This window comes from Rhizobium sp. SG570 (assembly GCF_012275345.1).
Classification (GTDB): domain Bacteria; phylum Pseudomonadota; class Alphaproteobacteria; order Rhizobiales; family Rhizobiaceae; genus Rhizobium; species Rhizobium lusitanum.
Genome location: NZ_JAAZQI010000003.1, coordinates 303,543 through 321,283, shown reverse-complemented (window position 1 = coordinate 321,283; position 17,741 = coordinate 303,543). Strand labels below are relative to the sequence as shown.

Below are 17,741 nucleotides of genomic sequence, written 5' to 3'. Positions count from 1 at the left end.
CTAGCTTCACCGACACGGGGATATGGATAATATGGCTTCAAAATCAACGGTTCTAGATCTCGACACTCAAATTCAGGCGCTGATGGAACGTAAAAGATTATTGATAGTTAAGTCTGCCGAACGATTTGCACGTGCGGCAACAAAGTCGGGCGTGGCCGAGATGGAGATTACCGACACGCAGATCGACGCACTCTTTAACGAGATTGCCGCTCGATTTCGCAGGCAGACAAAAGAGACCTCTCTCACCACCTCTGAAACGTCTCAACCGGCGGATCATAGGTCTGGAACGGCTAAGGAACATCCGCATGTCGGCTGAGCAAACGGCTCAACGGCGTCAGCAGGCTTTGCTAGGTGCAATGGTCGTAAGAGCGGGCCTAGGAGATGCTGATCGAGCATTCTTGCTGGGCGGCCTCGTAACATTGGCGAAGCTGTTTCCCGGCGCTCCCGAATATGAACAACTGCGCAGTATCGGGATTGAAGAATTCAACGCATCCGCGCGATCGGCGGATCGGTCAGTGCGGTAAAGTCACTTCAGTCACTGAACCTTTTGCAAGAAACGCAGCCCGGTCTTACGCATCAATTCTTCAAGGAGGACCTACTGAAGGCTCTTCGCCCGGATAGCAACCCCGCGGAACGCAAAAATCTTTCAGAGGCGTGTCAAGGGCGGAGCAAAACCCTGCCACGCGGCGGAGTGAAAGTCGGCCACGCTTTACGCGCGTATGAGACGGCCGGGAGGGCGTAGCCCGAGCCGGGGCGTCTTGCGCGCGTAGTGATTTCCCAAAGGATCTTAGCCTGCCTTTCTGGCGCGGCTTTGAGCGAGACGATAGCTTTCGCCGTTCCATCTCGAGGATGTTGACCTGGTGGATGATGAGGTCGTGCGGAGCGCCAGGCGCTCGGACCTCAGTGTTTTCGTCCAATCGTCAAATGGCAAATTTCTCGTGATTAGGGCTGGCTGTCGCAAACTTTTTTAGGCCGCAGAAACAGCTATCGCCGGACGCAATTGTGCAGCGAATTGCTGAAATGCCGATTGGCCACTGGTTGGAAATTGGTGACTGCGGGTCATACGCGCCACAGCGATGCCATCCAGGGTTGCTGACGCAGACTAGAAAGATTTGAAGCCTCTCATCGGGCGGCTCAGCTTCTTGATAAACCGGTGGTCCTGTTCAATGATGTTGAGATATTTGACCAGCATCGGCGCCTTGGGCCCCGGGCCTTTGTGAATTGACCTGTCCGACGGAGTGACATCCCCGGGCTCTTCAGCAACACCCACTTGAAGAGACCCGTATTGCACGCCGAGATGGTCGGCGGGCTTTTCCCAATCCTACAAGCCAGCAAGCACTAGGAAATGTCGATAGCGCCTGAACGTCAAAGGACGATTGCGAAAAGCCACAGACGTCGTGAAATTGAATATTCGCTCAAGGAATTTCTCTGCTTGCGTCATGTCCGGTAATGCCGGCATCCTTCTTGCTTCTGTCAATCACGAGTTCTCGCTGAGACGGCGTGTTGTCCCTGGTTCAGAGCAAGGAAGGTTTCCATGACCCCATCCCATATCCAGAATGTCGCTGCCTTCAGCGATCCGGTTCTCTCGGTGCGTGGACTGACTGTGAGCCTTCCCAAGAACATGGAGCGCGCCTATGCGGTCGAGGATATCTCCTTTGATCTGCACAGGGGCGACATTCTCTGCATTATCGGTGAATCCGGTTCCGGCAAATCGGTAACGGCGAACGCCATCATGGGCCTGCTGGCGCCGGTTATCCGGGTCACGAGCGGCAGCATCCGATTCCAGGGCATTGACCTTTTGAGCGCTGATCCGAAAAGACTTCAGGGGCTGCGCGGTCGGGCTGTCTCCATTATCTTCCAGGATCCGCTTTCGGCGCTGAACCCCTTGATGACGATCGGCGATCAGATCCTGGAGGTCCTTGAGACCCATAAGGTCGGCACCCCTTCGAGCCGGCAGGAAAAGGTACAGGAGTTGTTGTCCGAGGTTGGATTGCCCGCCCCTGTCATGCTGCAGCATCAATATCCTTTCCGCCTGTCTGGCGGCCAGCGCCAACGGGTGATGATCGCCATGGCGCTGGCGCTTGATCCCGATATCCTGATCGCCGACGAACCGACCACGGCGCTCGATGTCACGACGCAGGCGCAGATTCTCGATCTCATTCGCAAGATTCAGCGGAGCAAGAACATGAGCGTCATGTTCATCACCCACGACTTCGGCGTCGTCGCTGAAATTGCCGACCGGGTTATCGTCATGGAAAAGGGTCGTATGGTCGAGCAGGGGCCCGCATTGCAGATCCTGACGGAGCCGACCCATCCCTATACACAAAGGCTGATCGCCGCCGTTCCTCGAATGACCGGTAGGGATCGGGAGGGGGCCACCGACACGCCTGTCGTGCTGGAGGTGCAAAACCTCAACAAGACCTATCGAAGCGGTGGCGGCTTTTTCTCCAAAGCGCGGGTTGTGCATGCGGTGAACGATGTCAGCTTCTCCATTCGTAAGGGCCGCACGCTCGGAGTCGTCGGTGAATCGGGCTCGGGCAAGTCTTCGCTCGGCCGCGTGCTCCTGAAGCTGATGAACTCGGACGGCGGCAAGATTCTGTTTGATGGTCGCGATATCGCGACCATGTCCGATCAGGCGTTCAGGCCGATGCGACCCTATATCCAGATGATCTTTCAGGATCCGTTTGCATCGCTCAACCCCCGCCATACGATCGGCCGAATTTTGACGGTCGGGCCGATGGCACACGCGATGTCGATGCAGGAGGCCAGGGCCAAGGCGTTGCGGCTGCTCAAACGCGTCGGCCTCGACGAGGGCGCCTATGATCGCTTTCCGCACGAATTTTCCGGAGGCCAACGACAGCGCATCGGTATCGCGCGGGCGTTGATGTTCGACCCAGTGCTGCTCGTAGCCGACGAGGCCGTGTCCGCGCTCGACGTCTCCATTCAGGCGCAGATCCTTCAGCTTCTTGCCGAGATTCAGCAGGATACCAAAGTGGCGATGGTCTTCATTACCCATGACCTGCGCGTCGCAAGCCAGATCTGCGACGAGGTGGCGGTGATGTACAAGGGTGAGATCGTCGAATATGGACCACCATCACAGATTTTCCAGGCGCCAGCTCACGCCTATACGCAACGCCTCGTCGCAGCTATTCCCGGCGGTGACTGGGAAGCAAGTGCTTAAAGGGGATCGCTTGTCCGGGACTCTACTGCTGCGGATGTAAAACGGGATGTTTCTGATCATGTTGCCTTTTTCACGGCGCACCAAGCTTATGAAATAGGCAATGACTTTCCGCGATTAAAATTTGTACCGACGTCGAAAAAAATAGTTGCATTTGTCCACTATCCGACGTTTCATATCGTTGAAAATTCAAACGATCCATTGTCGTTCATCTCAGCGATATCCCCTTTCTTGACGGATTGCGGGCGTGGATTTCTGCTGCCATCGCGAGCCCCGTGCCATGACGACACCGACCAAGAATGGCCCTACCTCTGTTAAGGACATCGACATCGATGTGCTCGAGGATACGCTGAGCTTTTACATCCGCAGCATCAACATCGCGGTGTCCCGCGATCTCGACGAGAAGCTCGAAGGTCTCGATGTCGCCCAGGGTACGGGCAAGATCACCACGCTCTTTCTTGTCGATGGAAATCCCGGCATCCGCCCTTCCACGATCGCCCAGGTGATTTTCAAGGACCGTTCGGCCATGGGGCGGCTTGTCGATCAGATGGAGGGACATGGGCTCCTGCGGCGACAAATCGCACCGGAGGATAGCCGCGCTCAAGCCCTCTACATCACCGACAAAGGTGCCCAGCTTGCAGAGCATGTGCGCAGGCTGGTGACGCTGCAGTCCCGCGAATTCTTTTCGGAGATGACCGATGAAGAGCACGACCTGGTCCTCGACATCTTGCGCCGGACCTATCGGCGTATCTTGGAGCGATCATGACGAACCGAGTATTGGAGAAGGCTGTGAGTGAAGACCGCGTCGCCTTGATATCGGGTGCCAGCCGCGGCATCGGTGCTGCCCTGGCGCAAGAATTGGCCGCCCGCGGTTGGCGCCTTTCGCTCGGCATGCGGCAGCCGGAAATGCCGGCCTGGGCCGACCCTGCTCGCGTCCATATCTTTGCCTATGACGCGTTTGATGCGCAGGCCGGGATACGCTGGAACGATGCGGCAATCGATGCCTTCGGACGCATCGACGCAGTCGTTGCCAATGCCGGCATCATGATCCCCAAGACCGTCATCGAGGCTGATGACAACGACATGGATCAGCTGTTTGAGGTCAATGTCAAAGCCCCGCAGCGTCTGGCAAAAGCCACCTGGGCTGCTTTGTCCGAAAGCGGCCGAGGTCGCGTCATTATCATTGGTTCGCTTTCCGGCAAGCGGGTCAAAAGCGCTAAATCCGGGCTTTATGCCGTATCAAAATTCGCAGCTGTCGCTCTCGCCCATGCGCTTCGCCACGCAGGATTCGATCTCGGCATCCGCGCGACGGCCATATGCCCAGGTTTTGTCGCAACCGACATGGCGCGCGGCATCAGCGGCAGGGCCGATAGCGAGATGACGAGCCCTCAGGATCTCGCCCGCATCGTTTCCATGCTGATCGAGCTGCCGAACGAAGCAAGCGTCGCGGAGTTTGCGATCAACTGCCAGCTAGAGGAGTCTTACTGAGTATGCCCGGCCCCTATGTAGTCCCCGTGCATGGGGATACGGAATTGCCCAAGGAAGTCGACGTCGTCGTCATCGGCGGCGGCATCATCGGCACCTCGACAGCCCTCGAACTGTCTGAGCGCGGTCTGCGTGTCGCGCTTTGTGAAAAGGGGGGAATCGGCCAGGAGCAGTCGAGCCGCAACTGGGGCTGGGTACGCATTTCCAGGCGTGACCCGCGCGAGGTACCGCTGATGGCGGAGGCGCTGCGCATCTGGAGCACGCTCGACAAACGCACCGGCCGCGACACTGGCTACAGGAAAGCGGGCATCGTCTTTACCTGCGCCGACGACAAGCAATATGCTGATCATGAGCGATGGAACCGGAATCTCGAGGGCTATCAGCTCGATAGCCGCATGGTTGGCGCCGCTGAATTCAAGAGCCTTTTTCCGGGCTCCCAATTAGACCTGAAAGGCGCGCTCTTTACAGCGTCAGACGGCCGGGCGGAACCACAACGCGCAGCGCCGGCAATCGCCGAAGCCGCGCGCGACAAGGGTGCGACGATCCTCACTGAATGCGCCGTGCGCGGCATCGAGACGGCCGGCGGCAAAATCTCGGGCGTCATCACCGAGCGCGGCCCGATCGCCTGCAAGGCGGTCGTTCTCGCCGGCGGCGCCTGGTCAAGCCTGTTTGCCGGCATGTTCGGACTCGACCTGCCGCAGTTGAAGGTGATGAACTCCGTACTGCGCACCAAGCCGCTGGAAGGCGGCCCCGAGCAGGCGATCTGGGCCAACGGCTTTGCTTTGCGAAAGCGCCAGGATGGCGGCTACACCATCGCCTCCGGTCACGAGAACATCGTCGACATCGTGCCGAAATCCTTCCGCTATGCCGGCAAGTTCTTGCCGGCGTTCAAAAAGGAATGGCGCTCGCTGAATTTCCGCCTCTCCGGCCGTTTTCTTGACGAGGTCCGCATTCCCGACCGCTGGGCGATGGATGAGGCAAGCCCCTTCGAATATTGCCGCGTTCTCGATCCGAAACCATCGACCAAGCTTTCGAACACGGCGCTTGCCAATCTCAAGAAAGCCTTCCCGGTTTTCGAAAAGGCCGAGATCGCCCAGCGCTGGGCCGGCTATATCGACGTGACGCCCGATGCCGTGCCGGTGATCGACGCGATCGACAGCATTCCAGGCTTCCATATCGCGACCGGCTTTTCCGGCCACGGCTTCGGCATCGGTCCGGCCGCCGGGCGGCTGATGGCCGATATCGTCACCGGCAAGCCGCCGATCGTCGATCCCAAGAACTTCCGTTTCTCCCGCTTCCACGACGGTTCGAAGATCGAACTGATCAGCGGTTTCTGACCTGCTCGCCAATAAAAGACAGCAAAAACAATAAGAGAGAAGAACAGCCAACGTCCTACCAACAAAAAGGGGAACAACATGTCCGACGCAAACGACACTATCCTCCTGAAACCCACCCGCCGTCAGGCGCTGACCATGATGGCGCTCGGTGCTTCCGGGCTGATCATGCCCAATATTCTCGGCCGCGGCGAAGCCTTCGCGGCACCGCCCGCCAAGCCGACCGGTCAGCTCGTCATCGGCTTTTCGCAGGAGCCGACCGTCTTCAATCCGCACCTGATACACATCGAAGTCGATGAGGGTATCCATTTCAGCGTCTTCGATCCGCTCTTCAACGTCACCCCGGATGGCAAGTTCTCTCCCGCGCTTGCAACCGAAGTCCCGACCGTCGAAAACGGCGGCATCTCGGCCGACGGTCTTAAGTGGAAGATCAAACTCCGCGACGGCGTGAAATGGCATGACGGCACTCCGTTCACCGCCGAAGACGTCAAGTTCACCCTCGAACTCATGGTCGATCCGGATTTCCGCAGTTGGCGCAAGACTGGTCACGAGCTGGTGCGCGATCTCACCGTCGTCTCGCCGACGGAAATTACCTGGCGGATGGAAAAGCCGTTTGCGCCCTACCCGTCGATCCTCGCCGCCACCTTCATCGTGCCCAAGCATATCCTTGGCGCGGAGAAGGACAAGAACAGCGCGCCCTTCAACAACGCGCCCATCGGCACAGGCCCGTTCAAATGGGTCGAACGCATCGCCGGCGATCACATCACGCTTGCGGCCAACACCGACTATTACGGGGAGGGTCCCTACCTCGAGACCCTGGTCTACAAATATATTCCCGACCTGACGGTGCTTTATACGCAGTTCAAGACCGGCGATATCGACGTCGTTGGCCTCCAATGGATTACGCCGGATCACTATGACGAGGCCAAGGGGCTGGATGGCAAGGCCGTCGCCGTTGTTCCCGCTGCCACCGTCGAATCCGTCGGCTTCAACATGGAGCGCCCCCAGTTCAAGGACCCGGCGGTACGCGAGGCACTCTATTGCGCGATCGACAAGCAGACGATTATCGATGCGCTCTATTACGGCCTGCCGACGCCGACCGAGAGTTACATACCGCAGCAGTCCTTCTACTATAATCCAGACCTGCCGAAGCAGGAATTCAGCACCGATAAGGCCAAGAAGATCCTCGACGATGCCGGCTGGAAGCCCGGTGCCGACGGCATTCGCGTGAAGGACGGCGTCAGGCTCGCCTTCACCAACTCCACCACCGCCGGCAACCATATCCGTGAGCAGGTGCAGCAGTTCATGCAGCAGACCTTCAAGGATATCGGCGTGGAGCTCACCATCTCCAACCTGCCGCCGGCGGTCATGTGGGGCGATTATTGGACAATGTCGAAGTTCGATTCCGTCGTCGTCGGCATCAACTTCCAGACCGGCTCCGATCCCGACACGTCGGATTACTTCCGCTCCACCGCAATCACCGCAAAAGGCGGAGCCGGTCAGAACTCCTGGCAATATGCCAATCCGGAAGTCGACAAACTCCTGGCTGAAGGCGGCCAGATCTTCGTGCCGGAGGAGCGCAAGAAGGTCTACCAGAAGATCCAGGAGATCATGCGCCACGACCTACCTTTTCTGCCGCTGTTCCAATATGCGACCGTGCGCGGGCACAAGGTAGGGGTTGAAAACGTCATCCCCAACGTCAACGTGCGCATCGACACATGGAACGTCGGCACTTGGTACTGGGCCAAGGCCTAGCCGTCCCGTTCCAGCCCTTCGATCCGTTGCGGGTCGGAGGGCTGGCCGCTTCCCATCTCATCACCATCGGAGACGAATGCCATGCTTCGCTATCTCCTCAGTCGCCTTTGGCAGAGCCTGATACTGCTGCTGCTCGTATCGATGATCGGCTTTGCCGTTCTCACCCTCGCACCCGGCGGTCCGCTATCCCAATATACGCTGACGCCGGGCATGACCAAGGAGGCTCTCGACCGGATCGCCGCGCAGATGGGCCTCGACCGTCCCCTGCCCATCCAGTATCTCGACTGGCTGAGGCACATGCTGATGGGCGACTGGGGCCATTCCTATCGCGACAACCAGCCGGTGCTATCGATCATTCTCGGCCACCTCTTCGCCACGCTGCTCCTGATGGGCACCTCGATGGCGATCTCGATCGTTCTCGGCACCTGGATCGGCATCAGGGGTGCGACCAAGCGCTATTCGATCTTCGACTATAGCGCCACCATCGGCGCCATGGTGGCACTGTCGATCCCGACCTTCTGGTTCGGCCTTGTCGCCATCTATATCTTCTCGCTGAAGCTGAAGTGGCTGCCGGCCGGCAACATGTACACGGTCGGCAATGGCTCGTTCGGTGATTATGCGATCCACCTGATCATGCCGAGCCTGGTGCTTGCCCTTGTCAACATTGCTGTGTGGAGCCGCTACATGCGCACCGCCACGCTCGATGTCATCAACCAGGATTTCGTCCGCACCGCCAAGGCCAAGGGCCTGTCGCCTCGACGCGTGTTGATGCGGCATGTCGTCGGCAATTCTCTGCTGCCGATGATCACCCTTGCCGGCGTGCAATTACCGACGATCCTCGGGGGCGCGCTGGTGGCCGAAACCGTCTTCACCTGGCCGGGAATGGGGCGGCTCTTTCTCGATAGTCTCGGCTACAGCGACTACCCGGTCGTCATGGGCCTTCTGATGTTCTCGGCAGTCTTTGCGCTGATCGGAAATCTGCTCGCGGATCTGCTGGTCGCCTTCGTCGATCCGCGCGTCCGGCTCGGTTAGGAGAAACGCCATGTCTTCCTCTTCCCCCACCAGTCTCTCCCCGCCCGTATTCGCGCATACGCGCTGGTGGCAGAACCGCACGCTGCGCCGTTTCGCTCGCCACAGGCTCGCCCTCCTCGGCGTCGCCATGATCACGCTCATCATCCTTACCTGCCTGATCGGGCCGTCGCTACTTCCCTATGACGAGCTTTTCATCGATTTGCGCCATCGCTTCGCGCCACCCTTTACGGCCGGCTACCATATTTTCGGGACCGATCCGCTCGGGCGCGACGTTGCCGTGCGCCTTTTCATGGCGGGCCGCATCTCGCTTCTGGTGGGCTTCTTCGCCATGGTACTCAGCACCTTGATCGGCACCACGATCGGTGTCGTCGCCGGCTATTATGGCGGCCGCCTCGGCATGCTTCTGATGCGCTTCGTCGACGCCTTCCTGTCATTCCCCAGCATCTTCTTGCTGCTGGCACTCGCCGCCTTCATCAAGCCGAGCCCTTTCATGATCACCGTCATTATAGCTGTGACGAGCTGGATGGAGGTCGCGCGCATCGTCGAGGCAGAGGTGCGCTCGTTGCGCGAACGCGACTTTGTGCTGGCGGCCCGCATGCTCGGCCTTTCCAACGGCTGGATCATGTTTCGCGAGTTGCTGCCGAACGCAATAGGCCCGATCATCGTAGCGGCGACCCTGACGGTTGCACGCGCCATTCTGCTTGAGGCCTATGTCAGCTTCCTCGGCTACGGCATCCAGCCGCCCTTGCCAAGCTGGGGCAACATGCTGAACGGTGCCCAGCAATATCTGGCCAGTGCCCCGTGGCTGGCGATCGTTCCCGGCGTTGCCATCACCCTTGCCGTCACCAGCTTCAATTTTATCGGCGACGGCTTGCGCGATGCGCTCGACGCCCGCAGCGACCTGAACTGAGGAAAACCGCTATGGCCAAGTTTTCGCCGTTCAAGACGACATTGTGGTACGCGACGGCACCGCCGGCTCCCGAAACCACAGAGTTGGAAGGCACAACCAAGGCAGACGTCTGCATCGTCGGCGGTGGCTATACCGGACTGACGACGGCGCTGGAGCTTGCCAGCGGCGGCATCAGCGTCGTGCTTCTCGAAAAGGAAGAAATCGGTTTCGGCGGCTCCGGCCGCAATGCCGGGCATTGCACGCCGACCTTCACGCACTACAGCCTGCCCGAATTGCGCGCGATGCTGGACGAGCCCTGGGCCGAGCGGCTGATCGCCCGGCAGACCCGCGCGAATGACCGCGTTTCCAGCATGATCCGGCGCTATCAGATCCAATGCGAATGGCAGCAGAACGGCTATGTCATGGGCGCTCCCTACCCCGGCGCGATGAAGACGATCCAGGAGAAGGTGCGGACCTACAATGCCGTCGGCGCCAGGACCCGGGCGCTCGACAAGGACGAAGTGGCGGCTATCACCGGCAGCCCGCGCTTTCATGGCGGCTGGCTGCATGAGGAGGCGGGGCATCTGAACCCGCTCGGCTATTCCCGGGGTCTCGCGCGGGCGGTGATCCAAGAGGGCGGCATCATCCACACCAACTCGCCGGTGACCGGATGCGAGCGCCAGGCCGACGGATGGGCGATCAGTACGGCCAAGGGCGAGGTCATCGCTGACAAGGTGATCTTCGCGACCGGCGCCTACACCGTGGGCGGCTGGCCGAAACTTGACCAGACATTCAAAATCCAGAAAGTCTTCGTCGCCGCTACCCAACCGCTTTCCGATGAGGAGCGCCAATCGATCCTGCCGCGAAACACCACCATCCACGATGGCCGCGGCGATATCTATGTTTACAAATACAATGCCGAAGGACGGATCGTCGCCTCCATGTTTCCAATGGGTCGACGTGGCCGCGACATGGAATACACGCGGCAAGTCATGAGCGATAGGTTGAAGTGGCTGCATCCGCAGATCAAACAGGAGATCCGCTGGGAATACTTCTGGTTCGGCGAGTTGGACATGCAATATCGCACGGTCCCGCGCCTCTATGACCTGGCAACCGGCGTTGTCGCGCTGACCGGTCTTTCCGGCCGCGGTGTGCCGACAGGCAGCATGCTTGGCGGCATTCTGGCGGAATGGGCTAGGGGCGTGCCCGAGAAGGATCTTTCGCTCAAGCTGGAGCCGCTGACGTCAGCGCCCTTCTACATGAACTATGGGCCTAAGCTCACCCTGCGCTATTATCGCGTTTCGGACTGGATCAAGACAAAACTCGCCGGTGCTCCCCTGCCGCCGCACGCTTAACGGTAACATCACCTTAGCTTTTCCGAACGAGCAAACCTTTGATCCCGCAATTGCTTCAGAATAGTGAAGCACTTCATAGGCCTGTCTCCGCCTGGCAGGGTCGGTGCCAAGCGGAAAGACGGGTCAAATCACGACGGACAGATTGATCATCATCCGGCCTCACACTTTTTATTGCTGAAAATACACTGATCCGAGACCGCCCGAGCTTGCCGGACGGCGGGGTTCGTCTCCGTCGCCGCCAGGTTCGGAAGCATGACATCCTCGAAGCTCTGGACTTCCTGATCAAGCGTTGACGCCCGCGATCCGAAGCAGGTCATCGGAAAGACGGATGCCAACTCGTCCTCACATTCACATCCTTAACGATCGGCAACATCAGCCACTCTTGACAAGTCATCAGCCGTGCTCCTTGATATGCCCATCCAAGAGAACAGACACATGTCCGGTATATTGGATATCCAAAAGCGCTTAACCAAGGGGAACGCTATGACTATTTCCTTCCGCGCCGGCGTGATGTCGCTGGTCGCCGCAACCCTCCTCTCATCCACGCCTGCCTTCGCCGACGGCAGCAAACTCGACGAAGTGCTCGCTCGCGGGCACCTTGTCCTCGGCACCGGCAGCACCAACGCGCCATGGCACTTCAAGAGCGCGGACGACAAGCTTCAGGGCTTCGACGTCGATATGGGCCACATCATCGCCAAGGCACTCTTCGGCGATCCCGATAAAATCGAATATGTAAACCAGTCGTCCGACGCCCGTATCCCGAACATCACGACGGGCAAGGTCGACATTACCTGCCAGTTCATGACCGTTACTGGTGAACGCGCGCAGCAGGTTGCGTTCACTATTCCCTATTATCGTGAAGGCGTTGGGCTGATGCTCAAGGCTGACGGCAAATATGGCGACTATGCCGCGTTGAAGGCGGCCGGCTCTTCGATCACCATTTCGGTTCTCCAGAACGTCTATGCAGAGTCCATGGTCCATGCGGCCCTACCCGACGCTAAGGTCGATCAGTACGAATCCGTCGATCTCATTTATCAAGCGCTGGAATCGGGACGTGCCGATGCGGTGGCCACCGATCAGTCGTCGCTCGCCTGGTACATGACGCAGAATCCCGGCCGCTATAAGGATGCCGGCTTCGGTTGGAACCCGCAGACCTATGCCTGCGCGGTCAAGCGGGGCGATCAGGACTGGCTGAACTTCGTCAACACCGCGCTGCACGAAGCTATGACGGGCGTCGAATTCGATAGCTACGCCAAGTCCTACAAGACCTGGTTCGGCAAGGATCTTACCCCTCCGCAGATCGGCTTCCCGGTCGAGTTCAAGTAACAGCAGAGCGGAGCGGGAACCTCCCCGCTCCGCCAGCCTGAAAAGGGACGGCCCGCCATGGGTTACACGCTGAATTTCGCAGCCGTCTGGCGCAACTTCGACTTTCTCTTGAGCGGTCTGGCGCTCAGCCTCGGCCTCGCCGTAGTCTCGATCCTGATCGGCTCTGCGATCGGTCTCGTCTTGGCCTTCGCGCTGACGTCAAAAAAACGTATCGCAGTCGTGCCGGCGCAGGTCTATGTCACGGTGGTCCGCAACCTGCCGATCCTCGTCCTGGTGCTTTTCGCCTACTTCGCGCTGCCGCAGATGGGCTTCCGCCTCGACAAGCTGCAGAGTTTCGTTCTGGTGCTTGCGCTGTATTCCGGAGCTTATCTGGCGGAAGTATTCCGCGCCGGACTGCTGTCAATTCCGAGGGGCCTGACCGAAGCCGGTCTCTCCATCGGCCTGACATCGATGCAGATCCGCAGCTCCATCATCGCCCCGTTGATGTTGCGCAACGTGCTGCCGTCATTGTCCTCGACGATCATCTCGCTCTTCAAGGACACGTCTCTCGCCGCCGCCATCGCCGTGCCGGAACTCACCTTCGCGGCCCGCAAGATCAATGTCGAGAGTTTCCGCGTCATAGAGACCTGGCTGGTCACGTCAGCTCTCTATGTCGCAACCTGTTTCCTCATCGCTGCCCTGATGCGCTTCGTCGAGCGCCGGCTGGCTCTGCCCAGGTAAGACCGGATGTCCCACACATTTTTCGAACAAATCTGGATCGCCCGCTACGTTATCATGAACGGCGTTGGCGTGACGGTGTCGATCTCTTTGCTGGCCATTCTCGCCGGTTCCTTGCTCGGTGTTTTCGTCGGTCTGGCGCTCGTCTACGGCGGTACCGTTTTACGCCTTACCGTCCGGGCCTATACGGATATCATCCGCGGCACGCCCGTGCTCGTGCTCGTGTTGGCAAGCTATTACGTCTCTTCCGCGGTAGGTCTCAATCTGGGACCGTTTTCTGCTGGTGTCCTTGCCCTTGCAATCTTTTGCTCGTCGCATGTCGGTGAAATCGTGCGCGGCGCGCTTCAGGCCATCCCGAAAGGTCAGACGGAGGCCGCCAAGGCAATCGGCCTTACTTTCAGCCAGACTTTCACCTCGGTTTTATGGCCGCAGGCAATGCGCCAGTGCCTGCCGGCCTGGGTGAATACCGCCGCCGAGATGGTAAAGGCCTCGACGCTGCTATCCGTCATCGGCGTTGCCGAGCTGCTCCTGCGCACACAGGAGATCATCTCCCGCAATTTCATGAGCCTCCAGTTCTATTTTCTCGCTGGCGCTCTCTATTTCATCGTCAACTTCGGTATTGAGCGTTTCGGCAAATATGTCGAGCGCAAGACCGCACTGCCGTCCTGAGGAGATCCGACCGATGGCCAAGACAATTCTAGACATCCAGGGCCTGCGCAAAACCTACGGCCAGAATGAGGTCCTCAAGGGCGTCGACTGTAGCGTACAGGAGGGCGAGGTCATTTCCATTATCGGCTCGTCCGGCTCCGGCAAGACGACGATGCTACGCTGCGTCAACATGCTGGAGGAATTTGAGGGGGGTAAGATCAGCCTCGATGGCGAGGAGATCGGCTATCACGTCGACGGTAGCACCCGCCGCCGCAAGAGCGAGAAGGAAATCGCGCGTCAACGCGCGCTGACGGGTATGGCCTTCCAGCAGTTCAATCTTTTTCCGCATATGACCGCAGCCGAAAACGTGATGCTGGGCCTCGTCAAGGTGAAGAAGATGTCGAAGCCGGAAGCTCGCGCCGTCGCAGACACATGGCTCGACCGCGTTGGCCTTGCAACCCGCACCAACCATTATCCCGGCCAGCTCTCCGGTGGCCAACAGCAGCGTGTCGCCATCGCCCGTGCAATCGCCATGGCGCCGCGGCTGATGTTGTTCGATGAAGTGACGTCAGCCCTCGATCCCGAACTGGTGGGCGAGGTTCTTCAAGTCATCAAGGGGCTCGCCGCCGACGGCATGACGATGCTGCTCGTGACGCATGAAATGCGCTTCGCCTACGAGGTTTCATCGCGTGTCATATTCATGAATCAAGGCGTCATTTGTGAGGAAGGAGACCCGAAGGACATGTTTGTGCGTCCGAAAACAGATCGGCTTGCCGAATTCCTCAAGACCTCAAGTTTCAACTGACAGGGATAAGGTGGCGCGGGACAAGCGTTGCGTTAGCACACAGGCGAATGCTATCGCAGCCTCTCCTTGAGGGCCATCGGGCATCAATGCCGAATAATCGGCAAGAACCCACCACCGCACTGCATCCCATTGCGCCGGTTGCGACCGGTTGAGAATATTCGGAGAAGAGCATGGCCGACACACCGAACGATACCATATCGCGACGCATGCGTGGTCTAGATCGAGCTTTCGAAATCCTTGAATTTCTGCGGATGAAGCGTCAGCCAATGCGTCCGAACGAGATCGCCACGGAAATCGGCGCACCGCGCTCCTCTATCTATGAACTCGTCAATCTTTTGCTCGGCCACGGCATGCTTGACTATCAAGGGGACGATGGCCGGGTGTTTCTCGGCCGTCGCCTTTATTTCCTTGGAACTGCCTATGCCGAACAATTCGATTTAATGCGCGAATGCGATCGCGTGCTGAACGCTCTGGCAGAGGAGACCCGCGAAACCGCGCAGATGTGCCTGCTGGAAGGCAATAAATACACGGTCGCCATGATGCGCGAGGGCATCCGTCCGTTCCGCATCTCCTCGAATGTCGGCGAACTCGTCGCCATTCCCTGGACAGCCTCCGGACGTCTGCTCGTCGCGCATCTTTCGGATCGAGAAATTCTTGATTTCATTCCGCCGGAGGATTTCGTCTTGCCGGATGGTAGACAGCTGGAACCGGCGGATTTCATCGCTCAGGTGCGGCAGGCCTCCGACGACGGATATTTCACCTTCAACAGCGAGGTGGAGAATTTCACTCATTGCTTCGCTGTCCCAATTTATCAGGCCGAGGGCTCGTGCATCGCCACTCTCTGCCTAGTTGCCCCACGTGAGGACGGCCTGCGCAACCGTGCCTCCTATCTAGACAGTCTTCTGAAAGCCGCGCATGAGATGTCCGAAAGGCTCGGCTTCCGTTCGACAAAAAACCGTTTCTTCGGATCTCAATCATAACGAACAGAATCTTTTTGCCGCCTGTTCCACGTCAGCATCACCGACCAGGGGTTTCATCCCGAAAATGCAGTGCATGATAAGCGCCGACACTCTAATGTGCCAGGATCCTCCGCCTTCAGCCTCCGCTCGCCCACAATGCTATCACCAGGCCGATCGCCGCGCTTGCTTCGGTTAGTTCTGACATCTGGTAATATCTTTTACTCCAGATTGCGGTGACCCTACGTTTAATGAGCGAAGACACCCGCTCAATATCTGCCATGTCGCTATTCGTGCAACAATACCCAAGACAGCGCTTGATTTTGAAGCAGACTTCCCGCATGTGCGGAGTCTCTTCGTTTCGGCCGTCACTATTTGCGCGCCTGACATTGAATGAATGCCGATAACCTGTGGCGTCGATCTCATGAAACCTAACAGTCTGAATGTACTGGTGATTGATGAGAACCGCATTCGCGCATCCATCATTGAAGAAGGTTTGCGGGACGCAGGGTACGACAACGTAACAATCATCGCCGATATGACGGGTCTTGCGAGGCGGATCACCGAGATCAATCCTGATGTGATTGTCATCGATCTTGAAAACCCCAACCGGGACGTGTTGGAAAGCATGTTTCAGATATCACGTGCCGTAAATCGGCCCATCGCGATGTTCGTAGACAAGTCCGATGAAGCTTCCATCGAAGCTGCTGTGGACGCTGGGGTTTCAGCATATATCGTCGACGGTCTAAGGCAGGAACGTGTTCGACCCATCCTTAAGATGGCGATTAGTCGTTTCAATGCGTTTTCGCGACTGAGCCGCGAACTTGAAGAAGCACGCGGCGAGTTGGAAAACCGAAAGCTGATCGAACGCGCCAAGGGATTGCTGATGCGCGCGCGCGGGCTTTCGGAGATGGAGGCCTATGCACTCCTGCGGCGAACGGCGATGGGCCAGAACAGGAAAATTGTCGAGATTGCTCAAAGCCTCGTTACCGCGGCAAGCCTGCTCGATCCGGGAGGGGACACATGAAGACGAGTAGGTACGAAATCACCGCGGGCTTCTTGCCGCTCGTGGATAGTGCCCTCCTGGTCGTTGCCAAAGAGAGGGGCTTTGCCGAAGCGCAGCAGGTGGATCTCACGCTCGTGCGCGAGCGTTCGTGGGCAACGATCAGGGATAGATTAGCTGTCGGGCACTTTGAGGTTGCCCATATCCTCGCGCCGATGCCGATCGCCTGTAACCTTGGACTCACGGCGCCGGCGCCGCGAATGATCGTGCCCATGGCGCTTGGCCTCGGCGGAAATGCCGTCACGGTGTCGGGTGGCTTGTGGCGGGCAATGGTCGAGAATGGTGCGATTGGCAATCTCGATGCCCGCTCAAGCGGCATGGCGCTGCGGCGGGTGATCTCACAGCGAACTGGAGATCAGCTCCGTTTCGGCGTGGTGCATCCCTATTCCGGACATAACTACGAACTTCGATATTGGCTTGCTGCGAGCGGCATCGATCCCGATCGGGAGGTTGAGATCGTAATCCTGCCTCCTGCGGATATGGGAAATGCACTGAAGGCTGGTTTCATCGATGGCTATTGCGCCGGTGAACCGTGGAATACGTTCGGCGTTTTGAAACGAGGTGCGCATCTCGCGACGGTCAAGGCCGCGATCTGGAAATCCAGCCCCGAAAAGGTACTGGGAGTGAATGGCCGTTGGGGCGACAGCCATCCCGAAGCCCTCGCCGCATTGCTCACGGCGCTTTACAATGCATCACTCTGGTGTGCCGATGTTGCCAACCATGAGGAGCTTGCCATATTGCTTTCCGGACCTGCATACATCGACAAGTCTGTGGAATTGTTGCGGCCCGCGGTGACGGGCGAGCTTAGAATCGGTGGCCAGCACACTCAAACCGTAAAGGACTTTTTCGTCCCAAACGCGAAGGCGGCGACGTTTCCGTGGAAGAGCCACGCGCTTTGGTTCTACACACAGATGGTTCGCTGGGGTCAGGTCAAACACACCGCATCTCACCAGCGTATCGCCGGCAACACTTATCGACCGGATATTTACCGGAACGCTCTGAAGGCGCTGGGTCTCGCGATGCCAGCCGCAAGCTCCAAGGTCGAGGGCGCCTTGCGTATGGAAACGCCGGTGGGCTCAAGTGGCATGCTGACGCTTGGCCCAGACGGGTTTTTCGACGGCACCCTTTTTGATCCTGATCGCATCGATGAATATGTCGCGGCTCAAAAAAACACGACCAGTATGCCTACTTTGTGAGC

General features: G+C 58.5%; 17 protein-coding genes and 1 pseudogene. 17 read left to right on the top strand and 1 reads right to left on the bottom strand.

Going from position 1 to position 17,741, the window contains the following annotated elements:
• Positions 1-31 precede the first annotated feature (31 nt).
• Together FHT28_RS08820 and FHT28_RS08815 are read left to right on the top strand one after the other, a co-directional pair.
• Positions 32-316, top strand: a complete 285-nt coding sequence (locus tag FHT28_RS08820) for a TraC family protein (RefSeq protein ID WP_047555898.1) — start codon at positions 32-34, stop codon at positions 314-316.
• Positions 306-524, top strand: coding sequence for a conjugal transfer protein TraD (locus FHT28_RS08815; RefSeq protein WP_037191065.1), 219 nt, complete (start codon positions 306-308; stop codon positions 522-524). Before FHT28_RS08820 ends, FHT28_RS08815 begins: the two co-directional genes overlap by 11 nt.
• A gap of 443 nt (positions 525-967) precedes the next feature.
• Here the strand turns inward: FHT28_RS08815 and FHT28_RS08805 are convergent.
• Positions 968-1,186: pseudogene (locus tag FHT28_RS08805) on the bottom strand (DDE-type integrase/transposase/recombinase); the annotation flags it as partial.
• 348 nt (positions 1,187-1,534) lie between these two features.
• On the opposite strand from FHT28_RS08805, the gene FHT28_RS08800 reads away from it, so the two are divergent.
• The 15 genes from FHT28_RS08800 to FHT28_RS08730 all read left to right on the top strand — a co-directional run bounded on the left by FHT28_RS08800 (position 1,535) and on the right by FHT28_RS08730 (position 17,739).
• On the top strand, positions 1,535-3,181 hold the full coding sequence (locus tag FHT28_RS08800; protein WP_168596005.1) for an ABC transporter ATP-binding protein: 1,647 nt from the start codon (positions 1,535-1,537) through the stop codon (positions 3,179-3,181).
• Positions 3,182-3,458: 277 nt separating this feature from the next.
• Positions 3,459-3,944, top strand: a complete 486-nt coding sequence (locus tag FHT28_RS08795; protein ID WP_092575326.1) for a MarR family transcriptional regulator — start codon at positions 3,459-3,461, stop codon at positions 3,942-3,944.
• Positions 3,941-4,666 carry an SDR family NAD(P)-dependent oxidoreductase gene (locus tag FHT28_RS08790; RefSeq protein ID WP_186453528.1) on the top strand — a complete coding sequence of 242 codons (726 nt, stop codon included), beginning with the start codon at positions 3,941-3,943 and terminating at the stop codon, positions 4,664-4,666. The genes FHT28_RS08795 and FHT28_RS08790 overlap by 4 nt, the downstream gene beginning before the upstream one ends.
• Positions 4,667-4,668: 2 nt before the next feature.
• Positions 4,669-6,000, top strand: coding sequence for an FAD-binding oxidoreductase (locus tag FHT28_RS08785; RefSeq protein ID WP_092575320.1), 1,332 nt, complete (start codon positions 4,669-4,671; stop codon positions 5,998-6,000).
• A 78-nt stretch (positions 6,001-6,078) separates the two neighbouring features.
• Positions 6,079-7,752 carry a peptide ABC transporter substrate-binding protein gene (locus FHT28_RS08780; RefSeq protein WP_112442171.1) on the top strand — a complete coding sequence of 558 codons (1,674 nt, stop codon included), beginning with the start codon at positions 6,079-6,081 and terminating at the stop codon, positions 7,750-7,752.
• Between the two features lie 81 nt (positions 7,753-7,833).
• Complete coding sequence (locus tag FHT28_RS08775) at positions 7,834-8,784, top strand: ABC transporter permease (RefSeq protein WP_047555684.1); 951 nt, start codon at positions 7,834-7,836, stop codon at positions 8,782-8,784.
• Positions 8,785-8,794: 10 nt separating this feature from the next.
• Positions 8,795-9,694, top strand: coding sequence for an ABC transporter permease (locus FHT28_RS08770; protein ID WP_047640572.1), 900 nt, complete (start codon positions 8,795-8,797; stop codon positions 9,692-9,694).
• Positions 9,695-9,705: 11 nt separating this feature from the next.
• Positions 9,706-11,028, top strand: a complete 1,323-nt coding sequence (locus FHT28_RS08765) for an FAD-binding oxidoreductase (protein ID WP_168596004.1) — start codon at positions 9,706-9,708, stop codon at positions 11,026-11,028.
• Between the two features lie 483 nt (positions 11,029-11,511).
• Positions 11,512-12,354: a transporter substrate-binding domain-containing protein gene (locus FHT28_RS08760; protein ID WP_113084755.1), complete on the top strand. Its 843-nt coding sequence runs from the start codon at positions 11,512-11,514 to the stop codon at positions 12,352-12,354.
• A gap of 57 nt (positions 12,355-12,411) precedes the next feature.
• On the top strand, positions 12,412-13,074 hold the full coding sequence (locus FHT28_RS08755) for an amino acid ABC transporter permease (RefSeq protein WP_092575308.1): 663 nt from the start codon (positions 12,412-12,414) through the stop codon (positions 13,072-13,074).
• Positions 13,075-13,080: 6 nt separating this feature from the next.
• The gene (locus FHT28_RS08750) at positions 13,081-13,740 is read left to right on the top strand and encodes an amino acid ABC transporter permease (RefSeq protein WP_037191089.1); all 660 of its coding nucleotides are present in this window, start codon (positions 13,081-13,083) and stop codon (positions 13,738-13,740) included.
• A 13-nt stretch (positions 13,741-13,753) separates the two neighbouring features.
• The gene (locus tag FHT28_RS08745) at positions 13,754-14,524 is read left to right on the top strand and encodes an amino acid ABC transporter ATP-binding protein (RefSeq protein ID WP_047555673.1); all 771 of its coding nucleotides are present in this window, start codon (positions 13,754-13,756) and stop codon (positions 14,522-14,524) included.
• A 170-nt stretch (positions 14,525-14,694) separates the two neighbouring features.
• Positions 14,695-15,504 carry an IclR family transcriptional regulator gene (locus FHT28_RS08740; RefSeq protein ID WP_168596003.1) on the top strand — a complete coding sequence of 270 codons (810 nt, stop codon included), beginning with the start codon at positions 14,695-14,697 and terminating at the stop codon, positions 15,502-15,504.
• Positions 15,505-15,904: 400 nt separating this feature from the next.
• Positions 15,905-16,507, top strand: a complete 603-nt coding sequence (locus FHT28_RS08735) for an ANTAR domain-containing protein (protein ID WP_047555896.1) — start codon at positions 15,905-15,907, stop codon at positions 16,505-16,507.
• Positions 16,504-17,739 (top strand): CmpA/NrtA family ABC transporter substrate-binding protein, encoded by a 1,236-nt coding sequence (locus FHT28_RS08730; RefSeq protein ID WP_168596002.1) that lies wholly within the window; start codon positions 16,504-16,506, stop codon positions 17,737-17,739. Before FHT28_RS08735 ends, FHT28_RS08730 begins: the two co-directional genes overlap by 4 nt.
• The last annotated feature ends 2 nt before the right edge of the window (positions 17,740-17,741 follow it).

Excerpts from the sequence above, each read along its gene's own strand:
- FHT28_RS08815 (WP_037191065.1), top strand. The coding sequence starts at position 306 with ATGTCGGCTGAGCAAACGGCTCAACGGCGTCAGCAGGCTTTGCTAGGT.
- FHT28_RS08780 (WP_112442171.1), top strand. The coding sequence starts at position 6,079 with ATGTCCGACGCAAACGACACTATCCTCCTGAAACCCACCCGCCGTCAG.
- FHT28_RS08760 (WP_113084755.1), top strand. The coding sequence starts at position 11,512 with ATGACTATTTCCTTCCGCGCCGGCGTGATGTCGCTGGTCGCCGCAACC.
- FHT28_RS08770 (WP_047640572.1), top strand. The coding sequence starts at position 8,795 with ATGTCTTCCTCTTCCCCCACCAGTCTCTCCCCGCCCGTATTCGCGCAT.
- FHT28_RS08745 (WP_047555673.1), top strand. The coding sequence starts at position 13,754 with ATGGCCAAGACAATTCTAGACATCCAGGGCCTGCGCAAAACCTACGGC.
- FHT28_RS08790 (WP_186453528.1), top strand. The coding sequence starts at position 3,941 with ATGACGAACCGAGTATTGGAGAAGGCTGTGAGTGAAGACCGCGTCGCC.
- FHT28_RS08785 (WP_092575320.1), top strand. The coding sequence starts at position 4,669 with ATGCCCGGCCCCTATGTAGTCCCCGTGCATGGGGATACGGAATTGCCC.
- FHT28_RS08755 (WP_092575308.1), top strand. The coding sequence starts at position 12,412 with ATGGGTTACACGCTGAATTTCGCAGCCGTCTGGCGCAACTTCGACTTT.
- FHT28_RS08730 (WP_168596002.1), top strand. The coding sequence starts at position 16,504 with ATGAAGACGAGTAGGTACGAAATCACCGCGGGCTTCTTGCCGCTCGTG.
- FHT28_RS08795 (WP_092575326.1), top strand. The coding sequence starts at position 3,459 with ATGACGACACCGACCAAGAATGGCCCTACCTCTGTTAAGGACATCGAC.
- FHT28_RS08750 (WP_037191089.1), top strand. The coding sequence starts at position 13,081 with ATGTCCCACACATTTTTCGAACAAATCTGGATCGCCCGCTACGTTATC.
- FHT28_RS08765 (WP_168596004.1), top strand. The coding sequence starts at position 9,706 with ATGGCCAAGTTTTCGCCGTTCAAGACGACATTGTGGTACGCGACGGCA.
- FHT28_RS08775 (WP_047555684.1), top strand. The coding sequence starts at position 7,834 with ATGCTTCGCTATCTCCTCAGTCGCCTTTGGCAGAGCCTGATACTGCTG.
- FHT28_RS08735 (WP_047555896.1), top strand. The coding sequence starts at position 15,905 with ATGAAACCTAACAGTCTGAATGTACTGGTGATTGATGAGAACCGCATT.
- FHT28_RS08820 (WP_047555898.1), top strand. The coding sequence starts at position 32 with ATGGCTTCAAAATCAACGGTTCTAGATCTCGACACTCAAATTCAGGCG.
- FHT28_RS08740 (WP_168596003.1), top strand. The coding sequence starts at position 14,695 with ATGGCCGACACACCGAACGATACCATATCGCGACGCATGCGTGGTCTA.
- FHT28_RS08800 (WP_168596005.1), top strand. The coding sequence starts at position 1,535 with ATGACCCCATCCCATATCCAGAATGTCGCTGCCTTCAGCGATCCGGTT.